Origin of the sequence: Niallia tiangongensis, from assembly GCF_044704065.1 — a bacterium.
In the GTDB taxonomy this organism is placed as follows: Bacteria; Bacillota; Bacilli; order Bacillales; family Cytobacillaceae; genus Niallia; species Niallia tiangongensis.
This window is the reverse complement of the sequence record NZ_CP162613.1, coordinates 1,179,722-1,200,055: the sequence shown is the minus strand read 5'-3', so window position 1 is coordinate 1,200,055 and position 20,334 is coordinate 1,179,722. Positions and strand designations below refer to the sequence as shown.

Below are 20,334 nucleotides of genomic sequence, written 5' to 3'. Positions count from 1 at the left end.
CCACCTCAATTTATTTCTGAAAAAGCATCCTGCAATATATAATAAGAAGCTTTTAAACGTTCATGATAGGCTGGCGTCTCCCATTCATCCCAGGTATACCATTCAGAAGAATCAGATGATATCCTACCATCTTTTGTTAATGCTGGTAAGGAGGATATTAATTTATTCTCTTTTTCCAATACTGCCGCTATTTGAATTCCCTTAATATATTCGCTTCCATCTAAACCTTTTTTCCATAAGTCAGCCATAGCTTCTTTCTGACTTGGGTCTTTTATATTCAACAAAGCCCAAGGTATACGAATTTCAACCGTTTTTCTATCTTCGCTCACACTGATATCAGTTAAGCTATTAAAATTTTCATTTTCAGGATTGCCATTCCCAAATAGAAGTTGACCTGTCACATAAGATTGAAATGGAATTTTAGCACCTGGAATGTTTAATTCCTTATTTAAGGTTAAGCGTATAGGATGAAAAACGCCATTATTCTTTTTATTTGCATACGATTCTTCTTTAACCATATGTAACAAAGATCCATATTGATAATGGAAAGAATCATAATAACTGTCTACTACTATTTCTGAATTTTCCTCATCGGCGATTTTGATTAGAAAGTCCACGCCAAAATCTGATTTTATCTTTTGATTTCTTAAGGATATCGCTTCTTGCCCCTGGTCATTTATCGTATTTAGCAGTAAATAGGTAGCATCCTTTTGTAAGTCTATCGGCTGGTGATAGTCAATTCGCAAATTTAATTGTTGTTCATCACTACTTACATAGATAGATTGCATTCCTTCTTCTGAAGATACATTTGAATACAAAGGCGGAATCTGCAACTTTTCCCAGTCCTTTAGATTGCCATCTATATAGATGGCCGGCTCATATTTACCTGCATCAAAACTCAATAGCCCAAAATGCTGCTCATTTGTTTGGATATTGGACCAAAATGGCCTTCTATCAGGGTTATCGTATTCCATCGTATTCCATGTCCGCTTAAACCATTCATCCTGCCATGTAAATACTAATCCACCAGCATAATCTTCATCTACAATCATTTGAAACATTTCTTTATCAAATGTTCCTTGTTCTTGTTCGGAAAGATATCCTTGCGTCATTCCATTTATATTATCATGGGTTTTTCCTCTTGAAGATGGCACACCAAATTCTGCAATTAATACTGGCATATTATGAGCCTCTCGTAAATCCTGTAAATAGGCTCCATAATTACTTTGCTTCCCTTGTTTATTAATATAGCTTTTGTACTTTGGCTCATAATTTAGGAAATCAGGATAATACGGATATACATGATACGAAGCAACCAATCCCGCCTGAAAATTCTTTGTTGCTCCAATATGATTTGGATCTACCACAGACATATCTTCTTGTGAATCTGGTTCATATGGATGTTCAAGCAAATCGGTTGTAACCCAATTGGTGAAGCTCATTGTATGTTGCCACCCATATTTATCAGCCTCATATTTTGCCGTTTCATCCATTTTTAAAGCAAGCCAGCTTTCAAAAGGAGAAGCATCCTTTGTTTTAAAGTACGTTCCTTGATAGGACTTTATTTCTTTATTTTGTTCATTCGTATTCTTTACAATTTCAGGATCCCACTCGATTCCAAGCATAATTCCTAATACGTATTTCGATATATCATACGCATATTCTCCTGAGGCATGCCCTGGGCTTTCCGGTATGGAGGCATTTCCATGAATAATATCAATCATATTCGTCAGTTCTCGATTAAAATCGTTCTGTACCGCTTTTGCATATGCATTCTGTTTCTCGATAAGTATTTCTTCATTTATCCATGCACCATGAAAGAGATATAAAGGTTCTTCTGCCAATTGATTATATTCATACAACGCTTGATAAAACGCTGGTGGATGCAATGTATAAACCCGAATTGTATTTGCATGCATGGCACCTATATCTTTAAACCAACGTAAATACTCATCCTTTGTTATAGCTGTCTCTCCAGGAAAAGCTCCTGGCTTAGAGATTCCCATATTAACCCCTTTAACAAGAAAATTCGTCCATTTATCATCCTTTAATACTTGGATATACGTATCATCTGTTTTCGTATTCACTTCTAAATTATTAATAGTAGTAGTTTCTACTAGATTCTTTTCCTTATTATCAACATGTAACCCTTCATTTAAAATATGTTTCATAATAGGTACATAACTATTCCAATAAAACGAGTTACGGTAAGTAACATATCTTTTCCAATGATCAAGCCCTACAGTTTCATAAATAGCAGGTACTTCAGCTTCATCTGCGTAATCACCTGCAAAATAATAAGACGTGTATTGTTGATTACTATTTTGAATAATCGCAGGAAACTTACTAGGCAAACCATATTTATCTAAGATTGCTTTTCCTTTTTTACTGACTGGAAGTGTATAAGTAGCTAGAACATCGTTCGTTTCCTTTGCTTCCACAATATCAAACCAATAGCCATATTTTGAAGTAATAGACTCATCAAATATTTTTTCGCCTCTATCTGTAGTGGAAAATTGCACCTTCCCCCCAACAAGCTCTTCTCCTGACAATACAACTACATGATCCTCTTTATTAATAAACACCATTCCAAACCCTTTGAATGTCCATTTATTCTTATAGATACTCTCATAATTCTCTTTAACCCAAATAGGAACTTCAGTACTATTCATGTCAGAAAAATATCTTCCTATCCAACCACTCCATGAAACATGTAGAAGATTCGTAATTTTTTCACGCGCTTCATCACTAGTTGGACTAGCAAAGGTGTTAAATTCAGCAATCAGCGTTTTATTATTGTGCTCAAACAATGCATCCTCCACTTTTGAGATGTCTTCCAATTCTAACCCACCATAAATTTTCTCTGATCTTTTCCCAAGATTATTCGTTCCATAATATTCCTCTTCATAAACACCATATTGGTCGGTGATGTATATCACATCGTATTTTGATAAATCCTCTGGTAAATTTGTTACCCGGACATTTTTGTTTGCATCTGGTTTAAAACCTACATAATCCTTTTGCTTAATATAGGAATCATGTGTGCTTTTTTCAAACTTTTGATTGTTTAAGACCCATACTAGCCCTTCATGCTCACGATAGGACGAATCCGGAACGGTTTTATCCATAATCAGCACATTTAACTCCTTGTTATCCTTAAACTTCCAAATCCAAAAAGGACTTGCTATAAGTCCTATAAAAAAGATAATGAGTAAAAAGAAAACAATCGATTTATTCCATTTCATTTGGATACTCCTTTTCGCTTCATGTCTCCCCAACTTTTATCACCACTAATTAATTGCCATATCCCCTCACATCGCCAAAAAACAGTTAATGGACGATACCAAAGAGTTTCTGTTAACGAAAAGAAGAACAAATAAATAATATGAGAAACTTTTGGAAATTTACGCAAGCTCCATTCCTCTAATAATACGGCAGCCATGGAAAAAATCGATCCATAAATGCAAGATAATAAAAAAATTAAGATAGCAAATTCTAAATAGATTCCTCCAAAAAATAGGGCAATAACGGTATATATGTATCCCAATAATTCTACAATAGGTCCCAGAAATTCAATAATCCAAAAATAAGGAAAAGAAATTAAGCCAATATTGCCGTATTTGGGATTTAACATTAACTTTCGGTGGCTCCACAGACTTTCGAATAGTCCTCGTTGCCATCTTCTTCGTTGTCTTCTTAAAAACTTCATTTCTTCTGGAACCTCTGTCCAGCAAACTGGATCAGGAACATAAACGATTGTCTTTTTTTCTTTTGATTCCTTAATCAATCGATGAAGTCGAATAACAAGCTCCATGTCCTCTCCAACTGTGTTTGTTTGGTAGCCCCCTGCTTTCATAACCCATTTTTTCGAAAAGACACCAAAGGCTCCTGAAATAATTAATAATAGATTATGTCTGCTTAATCCAATTCTCCCCATGAGAAATGCTCTTAAATATTCTATTATTTGTAAAATCACAAGAGGATTATGGGGCAATCCTATATTCAACACTTGTCCATTCTTTATCGTGCATCCATTTGCAATACGAATACTGCCACTAGATGCAACAACCTCTTCACTGCTATCCATAATAGGTTTCATCACCTTTAAGAAAGCATCTCTCTCTAAAACGGAATCGCCATCTAAGGAACAGATATAAGGATAATGGGAGAAATTTAAGCCAACATTTAAAGCATCTGCTTTTCCTCCATTTTCTTTATCAATCAAATATAATTTCGGTAACAATTGGGATTGATAAATGCCTTTAATAGGCTTAGTTGCTATCTGTTTCCTAACAACCTTTTCTATTTTAACCATTTCATACTGTTCAATCATTTTTTGCAAAGTTTGGTCTTTCGATCCATCATTAACAACAATAATTTCAAATTGAGGGTAATTAACACTTAATAAGGAGCGTACACATGGTATGATTCCTGCCTCCTCATTATATGCCGGAACAATAATCGATACTGGTTTGGTATACCATTCATTTGAAATATCATCAAAGGCTTCCTCTCTGTTTAATTTATATTCCTTCCGCAATTGAAGCATGGAAATAAAAAGAATAACGGAGTAAAACAAAATAATGATTACCATATAAATAGAAATGAACGAAGCAAAGATTTGAACAGCAGATGACCACCAATGATATACCATCTAATGAACTCCTTTATTTAGCCATTCCCTGGCCATATCTTGTGCAAATTTATCTTTGGAGAGCTTTACAATTTCTAGTAAAATTACTCTCCCCTTTTTAAAGCTCATAATGGATTCGGCTGCCTGAGATCGAACCCACCAAGACGAATCATGTAAAAGCATTATTAATAAAGGAAGATATTTCTCTTCACTAGAGCCTAATAGTTTGGCTATCATCATTCGCTTCTCCCATACTTTAGACTTAGCTAAAAATAGATAATCTTCTATATTTTTCACATAACCGATTGAGGAAATAGCCTTCAAAGCTCTTAATTTAATCTCTCCATCGTATTTCTCAAAAACAGATTCCAAAAATACAAGATATTCTACTTTCCTTTTCATACTTATTACATCTAAAATAGCTAATTGTAATTCCTCTCTACAATAATAAAATGGCCGAATAAACTCCTCAAATATTGCTGATTTTATTCGGAGCAATATACTACGGTAATTTTTCTCAGAAAGCTCCATATCTTCATTAATAATCGACCAAATTTTTTCGTACTGAAAAGCTGCTAAGATACGATAAATCTGGATTTTTTCATCGCTTGTACAATTCTTATTATACAACCGGCTAATGACATGCCTTTCCATTTCATGCAAATGAAAATCCTCGATTTTATAGAGGACATTCATACGGCTACTCCAATTCCTTGCTTTTAATTCTTTCACATAGCTATCTCTCAAATAGAAAGCAGCTAATTCATGAAGTCGTTTTTCCTCCTGTTCTCCTTCCATTCTTTCAGAGAAATCAGTGAGCACTTCTTCTAATGCCTGTTTATCTATTCGCGTTTGCATTATATTCTTAGGAATTTCCTTTCCATCCCTTAGATGTTCAAAAACCGTTCCTATTAGCTTCTTTTTCTTATCGATTACCTTTTTATTTTGTCTATTTTCTACCGTTTTCCTAATAATTAAATAGACTAATAAACATACTAAAAGGACAATTAGAATGATACTAACGATTTGTAAAACCTTTATCTCTTGTTCCAAATTAAATCATCCTCGTTATTAGCCTTATAATTCTAGCTTGCAGCTCTTTAATGCTAAATGGTTTTGTTACATAATCATCTGCACCTAACCTTAATGCTTCTGCAATATCATGTTCACTCTTTCTACCAGTCAACATGAGAATATGAGCATTGTGCTTATAAACAGTCTTTTTAACAATTTGCAGTAGTTCTAGCCCATCCATCACTGGCATAATTCCATCTAAAATAAGAAAATGCATACCATTCTCTTGCAGACGATTTGATTCCAAAAATTGAATCCCATCTTCATATTCTGTTATATCGATAGTAAGGTTATTTATTTCGATTGAATCTAAAATATTATTTAGGATAGAACGAATAAGAGAATCATCATCCACAATTGAAATATTCAAAAGCTTTTTATTTGGTGTTTCCTTCATCTTATTAGCACTTTTGATACACGCGCGTCCATTTTCCTTCGCTAAATATAGCGCCTCATCTGCTATCTCTAATGCTTTTTTCAGAGGGACATCCCCTGAAGCAATTTCAAATATCCCCGCAGAAAAAGCAAGAGAAAATTGCTCCCCATCATCCACTTCAAAAGTCATTTCAGAATAGCACTTCAGCATTCTATTTAAAACATCTGCAACATCAGATTCTATTGCTCGTTGAAAAAGGATAACGAATTCTTCTCCACCATAACGAAACAAGGTATCTGTGCTTCTAATATTAGTTTTTAAAAAATTCGCAAATTCTTTTAATATTTTATCACCTACTACATGTCCATACTTATCATTTACTTTTTTAAAATGATCAATATCTATAATAGCAATGGTTCCAGATGTTTTCGTCCGGATTACATCATTAATAAATCGATTATACGAATCCTTTAAAAATTTCCGATTATATACTTCTGTTAATTCATCAATTAAGACAGACTGATCAAATATCTTTTTTCTTTCAATATGTCTCTCAATTCGAATCAAAAACTCTTCCATATCAAGCGGCTTTTCAATATAATCATCTGCCCCTTTTTTATATGCAGCTATTCTTTTTTCTCTTGAGCTATCTATACTGCATATGATTTTTGGGACAAAGGAGTGCTTTGTGTGCTTCTGAATATCATCAAGAACATCTAAACCTGTTTTAATAGGAAGATTAATATCAATAATGATACAATCTGGCTGCATGCTATAAAATTGTTCAATCGCATGTTCTGCATTTGAATTAGCTATTACCATCCAACCTTTACGTTCCATCATATCCTTTAAAAAAATTAATAAGGAGATATCATCATCAATTAACTGTATAAGTGGTACTTCTGTATCCCTAAAGTCTGGAATTCGATTAATTTCTTCATGAAAATGCTCATATTCTTCACATATATCTAGTAATTCACTTAAAAAGCCCTTAAGTTCAGAAAGTGTCCAATCTACCTTTCGTTGTTCGACTTTTGTCATTAAACCTGAAACTAATTGAAATAATAAGTCCAAGTCTAAAGTACCTGAAGTACCTTTGATAGTATGCAACAAGCCATACACTTCTTCATTTTTTATAATCTCTGTCTCTGTTTTGTTCAATAAATTTTTTAACTGCTGCGTCATCCTCGTAATAAAGATTGCTTTATATTTATCCAACACTTCTTCCTCTCCCTTTTACTAGAACGGCTTCTTTTGTAAAGACCATTTTGCTATTTTCCCCAACATATAAAAAATAATTAAACTTTGCTATTACGATTCATTTATTAGAAAATTAAAAAGAAGCGCACAAAAAAGACCAAGAGACTGGCCTGATTCATACACTATATCATTTTTTTGACAAATAATTATTTATGCCTAGATTACTAGTACATTTTTCTTATTTTATCAGAAACTACTTTCATTATATAAAAAGAATACTGAATTGGATAGAGAAACTTTCTATCTAATTTTTATGAAATTAATACTTTTTAATCTTGTTTTTGCATTTTACGATTTTTTCGGTCACAGCTTTCCATTGCTGCTAATATTGTCCCTCTAAATTGATGCTGTTCCAACGTAGTTATTGCTTCAATCGTTGCTCCGCCAGGTGTGCATACTTCATCTTTCAATATACCTGGATGCTTGCCTGTTTCTAAAACCATTTTTGCCGCCCCTAAAACCGATTGGGCAGCTAATTTATAAGCTTTTTCTCTTGGTATCCCACTTCGGACACCGCCATCTGCCAATGCTTCAATAAACATATACACATATGCTGGAGAAGAACCGCTAATAGCCGGAATATAATCCATTAAACTTTCGTCTACCATTTCCACTTGTCCAAATGATGCAAACATTTCTTTTATAAAAGCAATCTCTTCCTCGTTGATCCTGTCATTCGCACAAAATACGGTCATCCCTTCTCCTACTAGAGAAGGAGTATTTGGCATCGAGCGAATAACCTTTGTTTTTTCGGACATCTGAGATTCTATGTATGTTAAATCAATACCAGCTGCAATCGTAATAATGATTGTTTCTTCCTTCACATATGAACTGATTTCTTGTAAAACCTCTCCATATAGATGTGGCTTCACTGCAATAATTAAGACATCAGCAAACCTAGCTACTTGTTTATTATCTAAGATAGTTTCTATATGAAAAGCTTCCTTAACAATTTCTGCGCTTTTTACTGACTTTGTACTTGCCAAAATATCTTCTCGCTGTGAAAAAGAAGATTGAAGCATTCCGTTTACCATCGCTTGGGCCATTTTTCCACACCCGATAAAACCAACTTTTCTTTTTTCCAATCTGATCTTCCTCTCTCGTTAGTCTCTTTACTCTTACATAGTACGAGAAGAAAATCAACCTATCCAACCTAAGACCGAAATAATTAACGATTAGCACAAGGCTTTTCTATCTTTTAGTTTCTTATCCTTTGGGTTGCCTTCATCCATAGGAATATTATTTTATATAATCTGGAAGAAAAATTTCGTCTGGCGTTTTCGAAAAAATACTGGATATCTGTACTGCTTGTTCATAAGATAATCCTCTTTTGCCATTCTCAATCTGCCAATAATAAGACTTTGTAATGCCTAGCTTATCAGCCATCATTTGATAGGTATAGCCATATTGCTTTCTTATGATACGCAGTTTATTCCGATGCATTTTTACACCCCATCTTCCTATCATCTTTTTTCCTTTAGGCTGTTTTCGTAAAGTTTGTTGCTATGACCCGCAGCCTGAATACACTCCGCTTTCCGTGGGGCTCGCGCTGAGCCGCTTCGGCCTTTGGCCTGCAGGGTCTCAGGCTGTCTCGCTAATCCCACAGGAGTCTACGTGTATTCAGGCTGCTCAGATTTCCTCATTAATTGATTTTTTCTATTGAGAAAGCAACAATCTTTTAGAAAACAGCCTTCCTTTATTAAAATTATACGTAAACAAGTAGTTTACTTCAATATAAAATTCCGTATTTGTTAACAAATATTCATTATTTACTGTTAGCTATTTGTTAACTTATAATAGAGATATCGAAATTAGGAGCTGGTTCAGATGAATTTTCCAGAAAGATTGAGATATTTACGTAAGTCTGCAAAAATTTCTCAACAAACGCTTGGGAATGCAATGAACGTGACCAAGGTATCTATCTCAGGATATGAAACGGGTAATCGAAAACCTGACACAGACACATTACAAAAACTTGCGGATTATTTTGATGTAAGCATTGATTATCTCCTTGGCCGCTCGGAGACAAAAGAAACAAGAGCTACCTATCATAGTAAAACGATGGAAAAAGAGATTACAATAAAGGAAGCTACAATCCTTACTCAATTACAGAAATACCCAACCCTTTATGACCATTTAATAAATGACCCAGAAAAAACAGTTCTTCAGCTGTATAGACTATGGAGTTTTTTAGAAGAAGAGAAGCAGAATAAAAACTTGTAAGAATTTTTATCCTTATAAGTTTTTCATTATTCTTAACAAATTTCTTATAAGAGCGTATAATATATATAATTCTTATAAGAAAGGTTGGTTTTCATGACTAATCTAGCGAAAACAATTCCACAGCCATTAGTGCGTATTAATCAATGGGTTATTTTTCTTTCCGTTTTACTTAGTTTATTCTTTCAGCAATACTGGATTATGCTTATTCCTCTTTTAGCAGGATTAGGTGGATTATTGTTTCAATGGAATCCTATTATGAAGCTGGCAAGTTTGTTTCTCAAAAAGCCAAGGAAGGAATACCGTCAAGAAGACTGGGATCAACAGCAGTTTAACCAAATAATTGCTGTAGTTTGTTTGGCTGTTGGTTCCATTTCATTTTTCCTTAACTGGACTATTGTCGGCTACATCTTTACGATTATGGTTGGGCTTGCTTCTATAGTTGCAATCCTCGGATTTTGCATTGGCTGTTTTATCCGATTCCAATGGAAGAAGTATCAATATAATCGAAGCCTTTAATAGATAATGCATAGAGGCTGGGACAAAACTAAATAGCCAGTCTGTAAAGACGAACAATCCTTAATTTAGCTCTTAAATAAAGGCTACTTTTTCATGCTAGTTATTTATGATTTTAAATATAGTCAGTGTAAAAACTAATTCGTTTTTAAAGATTGTTTTTCTATAACTATTATGGAAATAGAAAAAATTTATTAATTGGAAAGACGGAGCAGCCTGAATACACGTAGACTCCTATGGGAGCTGCAAGAAAGTCCGAGACCCCGCAGGAGCTAGCGACGAGGAGGCTTGGCGCTCGCCCCATGGAAAGCGAAGTGTATTCAGGCTGCGGATAATAACACCATCTTTACGGAAACAGCCTTTTAAAAACCAATATAAACCCGAACAATCATATCAAGTATCGTATGGTTGTTCGGGTTTATTTTTGGCTGGAATACTTATATCCCAGCCTCTACCTATTTACAGACTTCTCTCTTTTATTTGCTTTTCTATCATATGTTTGAATGCTTCTAAAGATATTCCTTCAGAAACCGCTTCTCCATACTTTCTTATATTCACTTTATTTTGTTCCTTTTCTTTATCACCGAGGACTAATAAATATGGTATCTTTTGCATTTGTGCTGTTCTGATTTTATACCCTAATTTTTCGTTGCTGTCGTCTATCTTCACTCTTATCCCTGCTTCTTTTAAAGTAGATTGAACTTCTAGGCAATATTCTAGATGGACACTGGATACAGGAATAATTTCGACCTGTATTGGGGCAAGCCAAACCGGAAAAGCACCTGCAAAATGTTCAATTAGAATTCCAAAGAATCGATCAATCGACCCATATATAGCACGGTGAATAACGACGGGACAGACTTTTTCATTGTTCTCTTTATATAAGCTAGGTTGAAAAGCTTTGGCATTTGAAAATCCAGCTGAATTGTTGCACATTGATGACTTCTTTTCAATGCATCCTTTATATGAAAATCAATTTTCGGACCGTAAAATGCACCGTCTCCTTCATTCAGAATATAGTCTATTTCTAGATGCTCTATAACATTTCTTAATGCACCTTCTGCTAATTCCCAGATGTCGTCCCCTTCCAATGAATCTTCTGGTCTAGTAGAGAGTTCCACAGTGTATTTAAATCCAAAAGTACGATAGACTTTATCAATTAATTGAAAGATGCTTTTTATCTCCGCTTCAATTTGGTCTTCTCTTACAAATAGATGGGCATCATCTTGGCAAAATGTCCGAACACGAAGCATCCCGTTTAATGCACCACTATATTCATGACGATGTACTTGACCGAATTCAGATAATCGAATGGGCAATTCGCGATAAGAATAGAGACTATTTTTAAAAACAAGCATATGTCCCAGGCAATTCATTGGCTTTAACGCAAATTTTTGCTCATCTACTTCGGAAAAATACATATTTTCATGATAATGATCCCAATGCCCTGATTGCTTCCACATTCGCTCATTCATCATCAAAGGAGTCCTTACTTCTTCATAATCCGCCTCGCCCTGAAGTTCTCTAGAGAATTGCTCTAATTCATTGCGAATGATTTGTCCTTTCGGTAAATAAAACGGCATGCCAGGTGCTTCTTCTGAAAACATAAACAGCTCCAATTGCTTTCCTAACTTGCGATGATCCCTTTTAGCAGCTTCTTCTAACATCTCCAAGTATTCCGCTAACTCTTGCTGACTCGAAAAAGCAACTCCATATACTCGCTGCAATACTTCGTTCTTACTATCCCCTCGCCAGTAAGCACCAGATACACGAATTAATTTAAATGCTTTAATAAAACCTGTCGAAGGAAGATGAGTACCACGGCATAAATCAATAAACTCTCCTTGTTGATAGAGGGAAATCGGTTCATTGTTTGGTATTGCCTCTAAAAGCTCCAGTTTAAATTTCTCTTCTTTCGCTTGAAAAAGCTTGTTTGCTTCCTCGTACGAAACCTCTTTTCGAATAAAAGGAAGGTTTTCCTTGATGATTTTTTTCATCTCTTTTTCAATAGCTTCTAAATCATTGGCAGTTAAGCTATGGTCGAGCTTCAAATCATAATAAAAGCCGTCCTCTACAATTGGTCCGATTGCTAGCTGAACATTCGGATACAATCTTTTCACCGCTTGTGCCATTACATGGGCGCTGGAATGACGCATAATAGATACACCTACATCGGAATCTATTGTTAAAATAGACAAATGTACATCTTCCTCTATGCGATGACCCATATCCACGATCCATTCGTCATTTAACTTTGCACCTACTGCTTTTTTCTTCAAACTTACACTAATAGACTCAGCAATTTCCGCTACAGCACTCCCTTTCGGAAAATCCTTGCTATTTCCGTTTGCTAATACTACCTTAATCATTTTGTTCACTCCTTTTATTTTTTGGTACAAAAAAACACTCGTCCCTAAAGAAAGGGACGAGTGTTTTCACCCGTGGTTCCACCCAAATTCCCATGAAAAAACACAGTGGTTTTCTTATGGCTTGGTGCAGTAACGCTGCATAAACGATATTGATTACTTCTAGTTCACCAATATAGCTCAAAGGTGGTAAATTATTTTCCTTCGCTAGGAAGCTCGCACCTGTTCTTCCCTCTCTGATAACAGTAAAAATAATTCATGTCCTTTTCATCGCTTGATTATGGAATTGCAAACAAAAAAACGCACTCATCCCTAAAGAAAGGGACGAGTGCGTTTACCCGTGGTTCCACCCAAATTCCCACGAAAAACACATAGTGGTTATCTCATGGCTTGGTGCAATAACGTTTGCGTCTACGGAATTGGATACTAATAGGTTCCCCAATACAGCTCAAAGGTGGTAAGATACTTGTTCTGCGTTAGGAAGTTTTCAGCAATTCTCCCCTCTCTGGAAACCGAAATAGTAGCTCATGTCCTTGTCAAAGCTTTTAATAATCAATTTTTTAATATTCTATTACAGGATGGAAAATTATGCAACCTCTATTTTCATTATATGTATTCGCTAAGAAAATATTTATATTGATCGCCTTACGCTCTCCCCTTTATCCCACACTTGACGGACAGTAAGACTCTCCCCTGCAAGCTTTATGAGAATTCGAGGAAGATAGGTGGGAAATCAACTGTCCTTAATGGTTAGTTGAACTTAATTTACATTTACAGGACTTTTTTAAGCAAGAATATCACTATATGACAAATGTCATATAACCAACATGACATGTATGTCTGCCAATATGTTTGGTTTATATTTATACTGTAGATATCCATTAAGAGAAGGGAAACTAAAAATGAATATAAAAAACTTAAAACAATTGAGAACTGCTGTTGCGCCTTTTGAGAAATCCACTGTAAAGATAAGTGTCTGGCAGCTCGCCAATACTATACTGCCCTTTGTTATACTCTGGTTTGCAGCATACAAAAGCTTAAGTATTTCTTATATATTATCCTTTGTGATTGCAATAGCGGCAGCAGGATTTTTGGTAAGGATTTTTATCATTTTTCATGATTGCTGTCACTTTTCTTTCTTTAAGAACCGTAAAGCCAATAAGATTTTAGGAACGATCACGGGAATCTTAACATTATTCCCCTACAGTAAATGGCAGCATAGCCACTCTATTCATCATGCAACAAGCAGCAACTTGGATAAGCGAGGAGTCGGCGATCTATGGATGATGACGATAGAGGAGTATGAAAATGCCTCTTTGTTGCTAAAAATCAAATATCGCTTGTACCGCAATCCATTCATTATGTTTATATTAGGACCTATTTATGAATTTCTTTTAGCTAATCGATTCAACCGTAAAGGGGCTAGATCAAAAGAAAGGCTAAATACGTATATAACGAATATTTCCATTGTGTTATTGGCTGTTCTCCTTGGAAGTACACTTGGCTGGTCTTCTTTCTTGCTCGTACAGCTGCCGATTTTTCTAATATCCGGATCTGTTGGAGTATGGCTGTTTTACGTACAGCATACTTTTGAAGACACTTACTTTGAGGAAGATAAAAATTGGGATTATGTAAAGGCTGCTGTAGAAGGAAGCTCCTTCTATCACCTTCCAAAATGGATGCAATGGCTGACTGGCAATATTGGCTACCACCATGTGCATCATTTAAGTCCAAGGGTTCCTAATTACAACTTAGAGCAGGTCCATAAACAGACGGAGCCCCTACAAAATGTTCCAACCATAACACTTGCAAGCAGTCTTCGTTCATTAAAATTCCGATTGTGGGACGAAAAAGACAAAAAGTTTATCAGTTTTTATGAATGGAAAAAACAAAAGAAATCCCTTTCCGTGTCTGCAAGATCCGATATGTCATAAAGTGAAGCTTCAATAAGTAGGATTTTTTTCTTACCGCTGATTGGTATTGAAACCAATCGGACTTTTACGGGCGGTGCCCCCACCTAAAGAAGTGGAGGGCAAACTGCTGCCCGTTAATACGGGATAAGGCAGGAAGGTAACTCACTTGTCTTAAGCAAATCTCCGAGCAGCAATTATAAAGTTTTATACCATTAATCGCTGCTTGAATATGTTAAAATATAGGAATGACAGCCAATAAATAACGAGGTTAGAAACTGATGATAAAAAGATTAGAGATTTTAAAAAAAAGCACCGGCATTTCTCCTTATATTTGGACATTGCTTACTATTTTGCCATTTTATTTTATATTTCACGCCTCTTCAGCAGTTGATGTAATATCTGGCATCATCCTTACCATTTTATTTTTTCTATTTTACAGAATAGCTTATCTTTCAAAAGGCTGGACAATCTATTTATGGCCTTCCTTATTAATTGGAATATCCACTTTCGCCATTTATGCATACAGCTATGTTTATTTTTCTTTTTTCCTTTCCTATTTTATCGGAAATATAAAAAAACGGATTCCATATTTTATCCTTTACTTCATACACTTGGCGGTTACAACATTTGCCATTTACTTCAAAATTATAATAGGTGATTCCTTGCTGTTAAAGCAGCTTCCCTTTGTGCTGATTATCTGGTTTGGCGTTATTTTATTGCCATTGACCATCCAAAATCGTAAAGAGAAAGGTCAGCTGCAGGAACAACTGGAAGATGCGAATAAGCGCATTTCTCATTTAGTTAAATTAGAGGAAAGACAGCGAATTGCCAGAGACCTTCATGATACACTTGGTCAAAAACTTTCCCTTATTGGCTTAAAAAGTGATTTAGCCAGAAAATTAGTCTATAAGGATCCCGAACAAGCCCGCTTAGAATTGAAAGATATTCAGCATGCTTCTAGAACAGCACTAAACGAAGTTAGAAAAATGGTCTCTGAAATGCGCGGCATAAAATTAAAAGACGAGCTCCTCCTCGTCCAAAAAATATTAGAAGCGGCTGAAATAAGCCTAACTTGCGACATTGCTTCTAATCTAAGAGTTTCATCCATTGCAGAAAACATTATCAGCATGTGCTTAAAAGAAGCTGTTACAAATGTAGTTCGCCATAGCCATGCCAACGCTTGCTACATAAGCATCAGCCAGAACAAAAAAGAAACAATCATGGTGATTAAGGACAATGGAACCAGTCCTTTTAAGGAAGAAGATGCTCACAAAGGAAACGGATTAGCGGGCATGAGAGAAAGACTGGATTTTATCAACGGTACGATAGAGATTACTGCGAACGCGGGAACGATAGTAAACATAGCCGTTCCACGTGATGGAAAAATAATAGAAAGGGAGGACTTAATATGATCCGGATTGTTATTGCCGAAGACCAGCGCCTTCTTTTAGGTGCATTGGGATCATTACTTGATCTAGAAGAAGATATCACGGTTGTCGGCAAAGCAAACAATGGAGAAGAAGCCATTCAGCTAGTCAAGGAAAAAAATCCTGATATTTGTATAATGGATATAGAGATGCCTGCTAAAACAGGATTAGAAGCAGCGGAAGAACTCATGAGCCATCCATGCAAAGTCATTATTTTAACTACCTTTGCCAGATCTGGCTATTTCCAGCGTGCATTGAAAGCTGGCGTATCGGCTTATTTGCTCAAGGACAGTCCAAGCGACGATTTGGCAAATAGCATTCGCAGTGTGATGGAAGGAAGAAGAATTTACGCTCCAGAATTGGTCGATGATGTATACAAAGAAGAAAATCCCCTAACCGAACGGGAAAAAGAAGTTCTTACTCTTGTTGCAAATGGCAAAAACACAAAAGAAATCGCCCAAGAGCTATCTATTAAAACAGGTACAGTGCGAAACTATATCAGCATGATACTCGATAAACTGGAAGTAAAAAACCGAATAGAAGCTATCACCAGATTTAAAGAAAAAGGATGGTTTAAATAGAAAAGGACTGGGTGGCAGTCCTTTTTTAATTTTTGTTCCCGATCGCAATGTTTAAGAATGATAAATGTAGCTGTACCACAGAAGTATCAACTACATAACAATACAATTCTAATTTAATTGATAAAAAACTTAGGCAGTTCATTTTCACGCTTATCGAGCATAATCTGTTCTGACTTTATACCATGCTCACGCAGTACTGCAATGTTCTGCACAAGGAAGTCGTCGCTGCCAACAACATAGAAGAGGCCATCCTTGTCTGCAGCAAGATTTTTCACTTCTTCATAATAGTCTTTACGGTTATCGGTGAACTGAGCGTTGAACTTCTTGTCAGGTGCAGATTTAAAAATATTGGTGAATAAGAAAGCTTTTGATGAATCGATATTCAGGGAATGAATTTGATTGACATTGTCAGCGCGTTCGAAATATTCAAGTACAAGTGGTCTGAAAGTTGCTAGACCGACACCTGATGACAGCAGGTAAACGTTTTTGTCTTCTCTTTTAAGCGGTAAATTCGAATGCGTTTTAAATATTGCAACTTCATTGCCGACTTCAAGATTTCGTAAAATCGATTTAAACTCAGAGCACTGCTCTCTGATGCGTGTTGTGATACCAATTGCATTTTCATGCGGTAAAGAGGAGATTGACATATGGCGAATCAGGCTGCGATTTGGTTTGTCTCCGGCATTGAAACCTTTCAGTGCGAAATGAGTATGGGAACCTTCTTCCCATGTAAAGTCTTTCGGACAGTCGAGCAGGTACGTTTTAACCTCAGGCGTTTCCTCAATAATCTTATTTATCTTAGTCCAGTATATTTGCATTGTATATTCTCCTTACTCCATTATTTGTATCGTACTATCTAATATACAACAAATGATAATTATTCTCAATTAAAAAGATTGATTATTTCTGATAATTTATAAAGTATTTTATTTCTCGATTGATGAACAAAGACTAATTTATACTCTTCCGCTAATCTGTGATGATTATGACATAAGGAAAAGTTATAGGAATCCTTCCCTGCTAATTACACAAAAAATACAGTTTCCCGCGGTTCTATCAGGAATACTTATTTCTCAACTGTTCGGCTTACATTGTTCTCAACTTGTGCGTCTTTCGATACATCTGCTGCGGCAATAATATTGTCACGTTCTTTTAAATTGGCTATGTTAAACAATAATGTTGATTTTAAAGACCTTTATGCGTGAAGGTCTTTTTTGTCATTACTACGCAGATAGCCTTGTTCTTGTATCGTTTTCGTCTGTAATATATTTAACATCTTCAAATCCACATTCTGTTGCATTCTTGTATAGTAATTCGATTGTTTCCTTATTTTTGCAATAGATGGTGATATAACAGCTATCGACCACTAATAGAACAAGCTCACATTGACTTTCAATAAATTCTTCATAGGTCTCAATATCAGAAAATTCGCCTTTTGAATATGCTTGTAAGTCAGCGGAAATAATATAATACATATTGTTTTCTAATAGGTTTTTGAGTTCTGCACCTTCAATTGCTTTTTTATCTTCTGTGAAAAGTTCTTCATCTAATTCATCATCAACTACTATATATGACTCACCGTTACCAATTCTCCAACTGAAAACAGTTGTGTCAATTGGCTTTAGCACTTCTCCAAGTAAGGTTCCATATTCATTTGGAATTTCAAAGCTAATACCTCTCTTCATAAAAAAACAACTCCTCAGATTATTGTGAAATTAAGCAGTTTGTTTAAATTTCATTATTCTTAGACTTTTATACGTTTCAATGGTTGAAAATAGTGAGCTTTCTACAATCATTTTACTCACTGTTTCGTTATCGCTACGATGTTTAACCACATCTAAGAAGTGAAACCAGCTCAAATAATTATCGAGGTATTTTGTAGACACGCCATTAAATCTTTGTATCCAACCTTTTAATCGGCTGTGATAGTTATTGACATTTTGTATATGATAAAGCCCTTTAACACGCTCTGAACCATCTGATTTAAAGCGATAATGTTCCAACCCTTTGCTTTTTGCATAGGTAGAAAATGCTCTCCAAGCATCGGTACAAAGTGTATTGTCCGAAGACAATTTTGAGCCAATAGCCTTATCCAATTGAGTTTTGATAATACGACCAGTACCAAGAACCCCTAAAAAAGTTGCTTTTTGTCGGTCTCGTGCAATTAGGACACAAACCTGTTCGTGACTAATCCCACGAAATCTTGAGGAGCCACCACGTTTGCGAGAATTACGCCCTTCAATGTTTCTTTTACCTTTTTCAGAATACAAAAAATAGGTTTCATCCATCTCTACAATCCCTGAAAATGCATTAAAGTCTATTTGCTTTAATGCAGACAATACCTTATGTCTCCAATAAAAAAGTGTAACGAAATGAACATCACCAATAAGGTATGCCGATTTGCGAAGAGAATAGCCTTCCAACATACATTTAATGAAATCTAACCATTTATCAGGCTTATGAGTTCGGTACAGAGGCGTTGCGGTTACATCTGTAAATGTTTTTCTGCAATCTTTACAACGGTATCGTTTGCGTTCAACTTCTTTAAGACCAAATTTCACTTTATATTTACCGAAACGAACCACTTGTTTAGAACTGCAATGTACGCAAGTATATCCATCTTTATTTTTACGTTCAGTCACTTCTTGAAATACTGGTTCACTGGCTGAAAATGACGCAATAGAATTGATAAAGAATTCTTTTAAACGATGCTGTTCTGCGGAATTCCATTTTTTAATTTCTGCTATTAACTCTCTTAACGTCATTCCAAACCCTCCAAACGAATATTCTTTCTTATACTATAGAACATTCGTTTGCTTTTAACAAATATCAACAGAGTTAATTAACATAGCCTTTAAATTCAAATTGAGAAAATATTTTACATATCAAAATAAATGAAAACTCTATCAAAAGCACAATCCATATTCTTCACATTATTACTAAACGGACTTTATAATAAAACCAAAAGGAGGAGTAACAAATGGATTATATTAAATTAGGTTCTACTGGTTTAAAAGTCTCTCGTCTTTGCCTTGGTTGTATGAGTTATGGTGAGCCCGATCGTGGTGGACATGCATGGACATTAACAGAAAGCGAAAGTCGTCCATTTATCAAAAAAGCGTTAGAACTCGGCATTAATTTTTTTGATACTGCAAATGTCTACTCTGATGGGTCAAGTGAAGAAATTGTAGGACGTGCATTGCGTGATTTTACAAATCGTGATGATGTGGTTCTTGCTACAAAGGTAAATGGGAGAATGCGTCAAGGTGCCAATGGTGCTGGTCTTTCCCGAAAAGCAATTATGAGTGAAATTGACAATAGTTTAAAAAGGCTTGGTACTGATTATGTCGATCTCTATCAGATACATAGATGGGATTATGAAACTCCGATTGAAGAAACAATGGAGGCTTTACACGATGTAGTCAAAGCTGGAAAGGCCCGCTATATTGGTGCTTCATCCATGTATGCATGGCAATTTCTAAAAGCAAATTATACTGCTGAAAAACATGGATGGACACGTTTCGTATCCATGCAAAATTACTTAAACCTTCTCTATCGTGAGGAAGAACGAGAAATGCTGCCCCTCTGTAAAGAAGAAGGAATTGGGGTTATTCCATGGAGTCCTATGGCACGTGGCCGTTTAACTAGAGATTGGGAAGAAACAAGTAATCGCAAAGAGACCGATGAATTCGGAAAAACGTTATATTCCCATACAGAAGAAGCGGACCGCCAAGTAGTAGAGCGAGTGAAAGCAATAGCAGAAAAACGCGGCGTGCCACGTGCACAAGTTGCACTTGCATGGGTATTACAAAAAGAACCTATTACTGCACCTATTATTGGCGCGACTAAGCTCCACCATCTTGAAGATGCAGTTGCTGCGCTTTCTTTAGAATTGTCACAAGATGAAATTGCTAGCTTAGAAGAGCCTTATGTTCCCCATCCAGTACTTGGATTTGCCTAAATATAAT

15 protein-coding genes, 1 pseudogene and 1 other annotated feature are annotated in these 20,334 nt (G+C 35.6%); of the genes and pseudogenes, 6 read left to right on the top strand and 10 right to left on the bottom strand.

The annotated features are described in order from the left end of the window. Window positions 1-5: 5 nt before the first annotated feature. The 6 genes from AB3U99_RS05795 to AB3U99_RS05770 form a co-directional block, all read right to left on the bottom strand. On the bottom strand, window positions 6-3,245 hold the full coding sequence (locus tag AB3U99_RS05795; RefSeq protein WP_400246244.1) for a hypothetical protein: 3,240 nt from the start codon (window positions 3,243-3,245) through the stop codon (window positions 6-8). After that, a complete protein-coding gene (locus AB3U99_RS05790; protein ID WP_400246242.1) occupies window positions 3,242-4,654 on the bottom strand; it encodes a glycosyltransferase in 1,413 nt (470 codons plus the stop codon). Before AB3U99_RS05790 ends, AB3U99_RS05795 begins: the two co-directional genes overlap by 4 nt. After that, window positions 4,655-5,686: a HEAT repeat domain-containing protein gene (locus AB3U99_RS05785; RefSeq protein ID WP_400246240.1), complete on the bottom strand. Its 1,032-nt coding sequence runs from the start codon at window positions 5,684-5,686 to the stop codon at window positions 4,655-4,657. Between the two features lies 1 nt (window position 5,687). Next, on the bottom strand, window positions 5,688-7,304 hold the full coding sequence (locus AB3U99_RS05780; RefSeq protein WP_400246238.1) for a diguanylate cyclase: 1,617 nt from the start codon (window positions 7,302-7,304) through the stop codon (window positions 5,688-5,690). Between the two features lie 308 nt (window positions 7,305-7,612). Further along, window positions 7,613-8,428, bottom strand: coding sequence for a pyrroline-5-carboxylate reductase (gene proC, locus AB3U99_RS05775; protein ID WP_400246236.1), 816 nt, complete (start codon window positions 8,426-8,428; stop codon window positions 7,613-7,615). Between the two features lie 154 nt (window positions 8,429-8,582). Next, the gene (locus tag AB3U99_RS05770; RefSeq protein WP_400246234.1) at window positions 8,583-8,810 is read right to left on the bottom strand and encodes a helix-turn-helix transcriptional regulator; all 228 of its coding nucleotides are present in this window, start codon (window positions 8,808-8,810) and stop codon (window positions 8,583-8,585) included. A 360-nt stretch (window positions 8,811-9,170) separates the two neighbouring features. Between AB3U99_RS05770 and AB3U99_RS05765 the strand changes: the two genes are divergently transcribed. After that, window positions 9,171-9,566, top strand: coding sequence for a helix-turn-helix domain-containing protein (locus AB3U99_RS05765; protein WP_400246232.1), 396 nt, complete (start codon window positions 9,171-9,173; stop codon window positions 9,564-9,566). Between the two features lie 93 nt (window positions 9,567-9,659). Next, window positions 9,660-10,082, top strand: a complete 423-nt coding sequence (locus tag AB3U99_RS05760) for a DUF4395 domain-containing protein (protein ID WP_400246230.1) — start codon at window positions 9,660-9,662, stop codon at window positions 10,080-10,082. Window positions 10,083-10,538: 456 nt separating this feature from the next. Here AB3U99_RS05760 and thrS read toward each other — a convergent pair. Continuing rightward, window positions 10,539-12,457, bottom strand: a pseudogene (gene thrS, locus AB3U99_RS05755) (threonine--tRNA ligase). 40 nt (window positions 12,458-12,497) lie between these two features. Next, window positions 12,498-12,725 (bottom strand) — a binding site (T-box leader). 622 nt (window positions 12,726-13,347) lie between these two features. On the opposite strand from thrS, the gene AB3U99_RS05750 reads away from it, so the two are divergent. From AB3U99_RS05750 to AB3U99_RS05740, 3 genes are all read left to right on the top strand, one after another. Further along, window positions 13,348-14,379 (top strand): fatty acid desaturase, encoded by a 1,032-nt coding sequence (locus AB3U99_RS05750; protein ID WP_400246228.1) that lies wholly within the window; start codon window positions 13,348-13,350, stop codon window positions 14,377-14,379. 257 nt (window positions 14,380-14,636) lie between these two features. Next, complete coding sequence (locus tag AB3U99_RS05745; RefSeq protein ID WP_400246226.1) at window positions 14,637-15,770, top strand: sensor histidine kinase; 1,134 nt, start codon at window positions 14,637-14,639, stop codon at window positions 15,768-15,770. Further along, window positions 15,767-16,366 (top strand): response regulator, encoded by a 600-nt coding sequence (locus tag AB3U99_RS05740; RefSeq protein ID WP_400246225.1) that lies wholly within the window; start codon window positions 15,767-15,769, stop codon window positions 16,364-16,366. Before AB3U99_RS05745 ends, AB3U99_RS05740 begins: the two co-directional genes overlap by 4 nt. 113 nt (window positions 16,367-16,479) lie before the next feature. Here AB3U99_RS05740 and AB3U99_RS05735 read toward each other — a convergent pair whose 3' ends face one another. The 3 genes from AB3U99_RS05735 to AB3U99_RS05725 all read right to left on the bottom strand — a co-directional run bounded on the left by AB3U99_RS05735 (window position 16,480) and on the right by AB3U99_RS05725 (window position 19,131). After that, on the bottom strand, window positions 16,480-17,184 hold the full coding sequence (locus AB3U99_RS05735) for a dihydropteridine reductase (RefSeq protein ID WP_400246223.1): 705 nt from the start codon (window positions 17,182-17,184) through the stop codon (window positions 16,480-16,482). Window positions 17,185-17,589: 405 nt separating this feature from the next. Further along, window positions 17,590-18,051 carry a DUF2691 family protein gene (locus AB3U99_RS05730; protein WP_400246221.1) on the bottom strand — a complete coding sequence of 154 codons (462 nt, stop codon included), beginning with the start codon at window positions 18,049-18,051 and terminating at the stop codon, window positions 17,590-17,592. 30 nt (window positions 18,052-18,081) lie between these two features. Beyond that, window positions 18,082-19,131 carry an IS1595 family transposase gene (locus AB3U99_RS05725; RefSeq protein ID WP_400246219.1) on the bottom strand — a complete coding sequence of 350 codons (1,050 nt, stop codon included), beginning with the start codon at window positions 19,129-19,131 and terminating at the stop codon, window positions 18,082-18,084. Window positions 19,132-19,346: 215 nt separating this feature from the next. Here AB3U99_RS05725 and AB3U99_RS05720 point away from each other — a divergent pair, with 215 nt between their 5' ends. Next, window positions 19,347-20,327, top strand: a complete 981-nt coding sequence (locus tag AB3U99_RS05720) for an aldo/keto reductase (RefSeq protein ID WP_400246217.1) — start codon at window positions 19,347-19,349, stop codon at window positions 20,325-20,327. The last annotated feature ends 7 nt before the right edge of the window (window positions 20,328-20,334 follow it).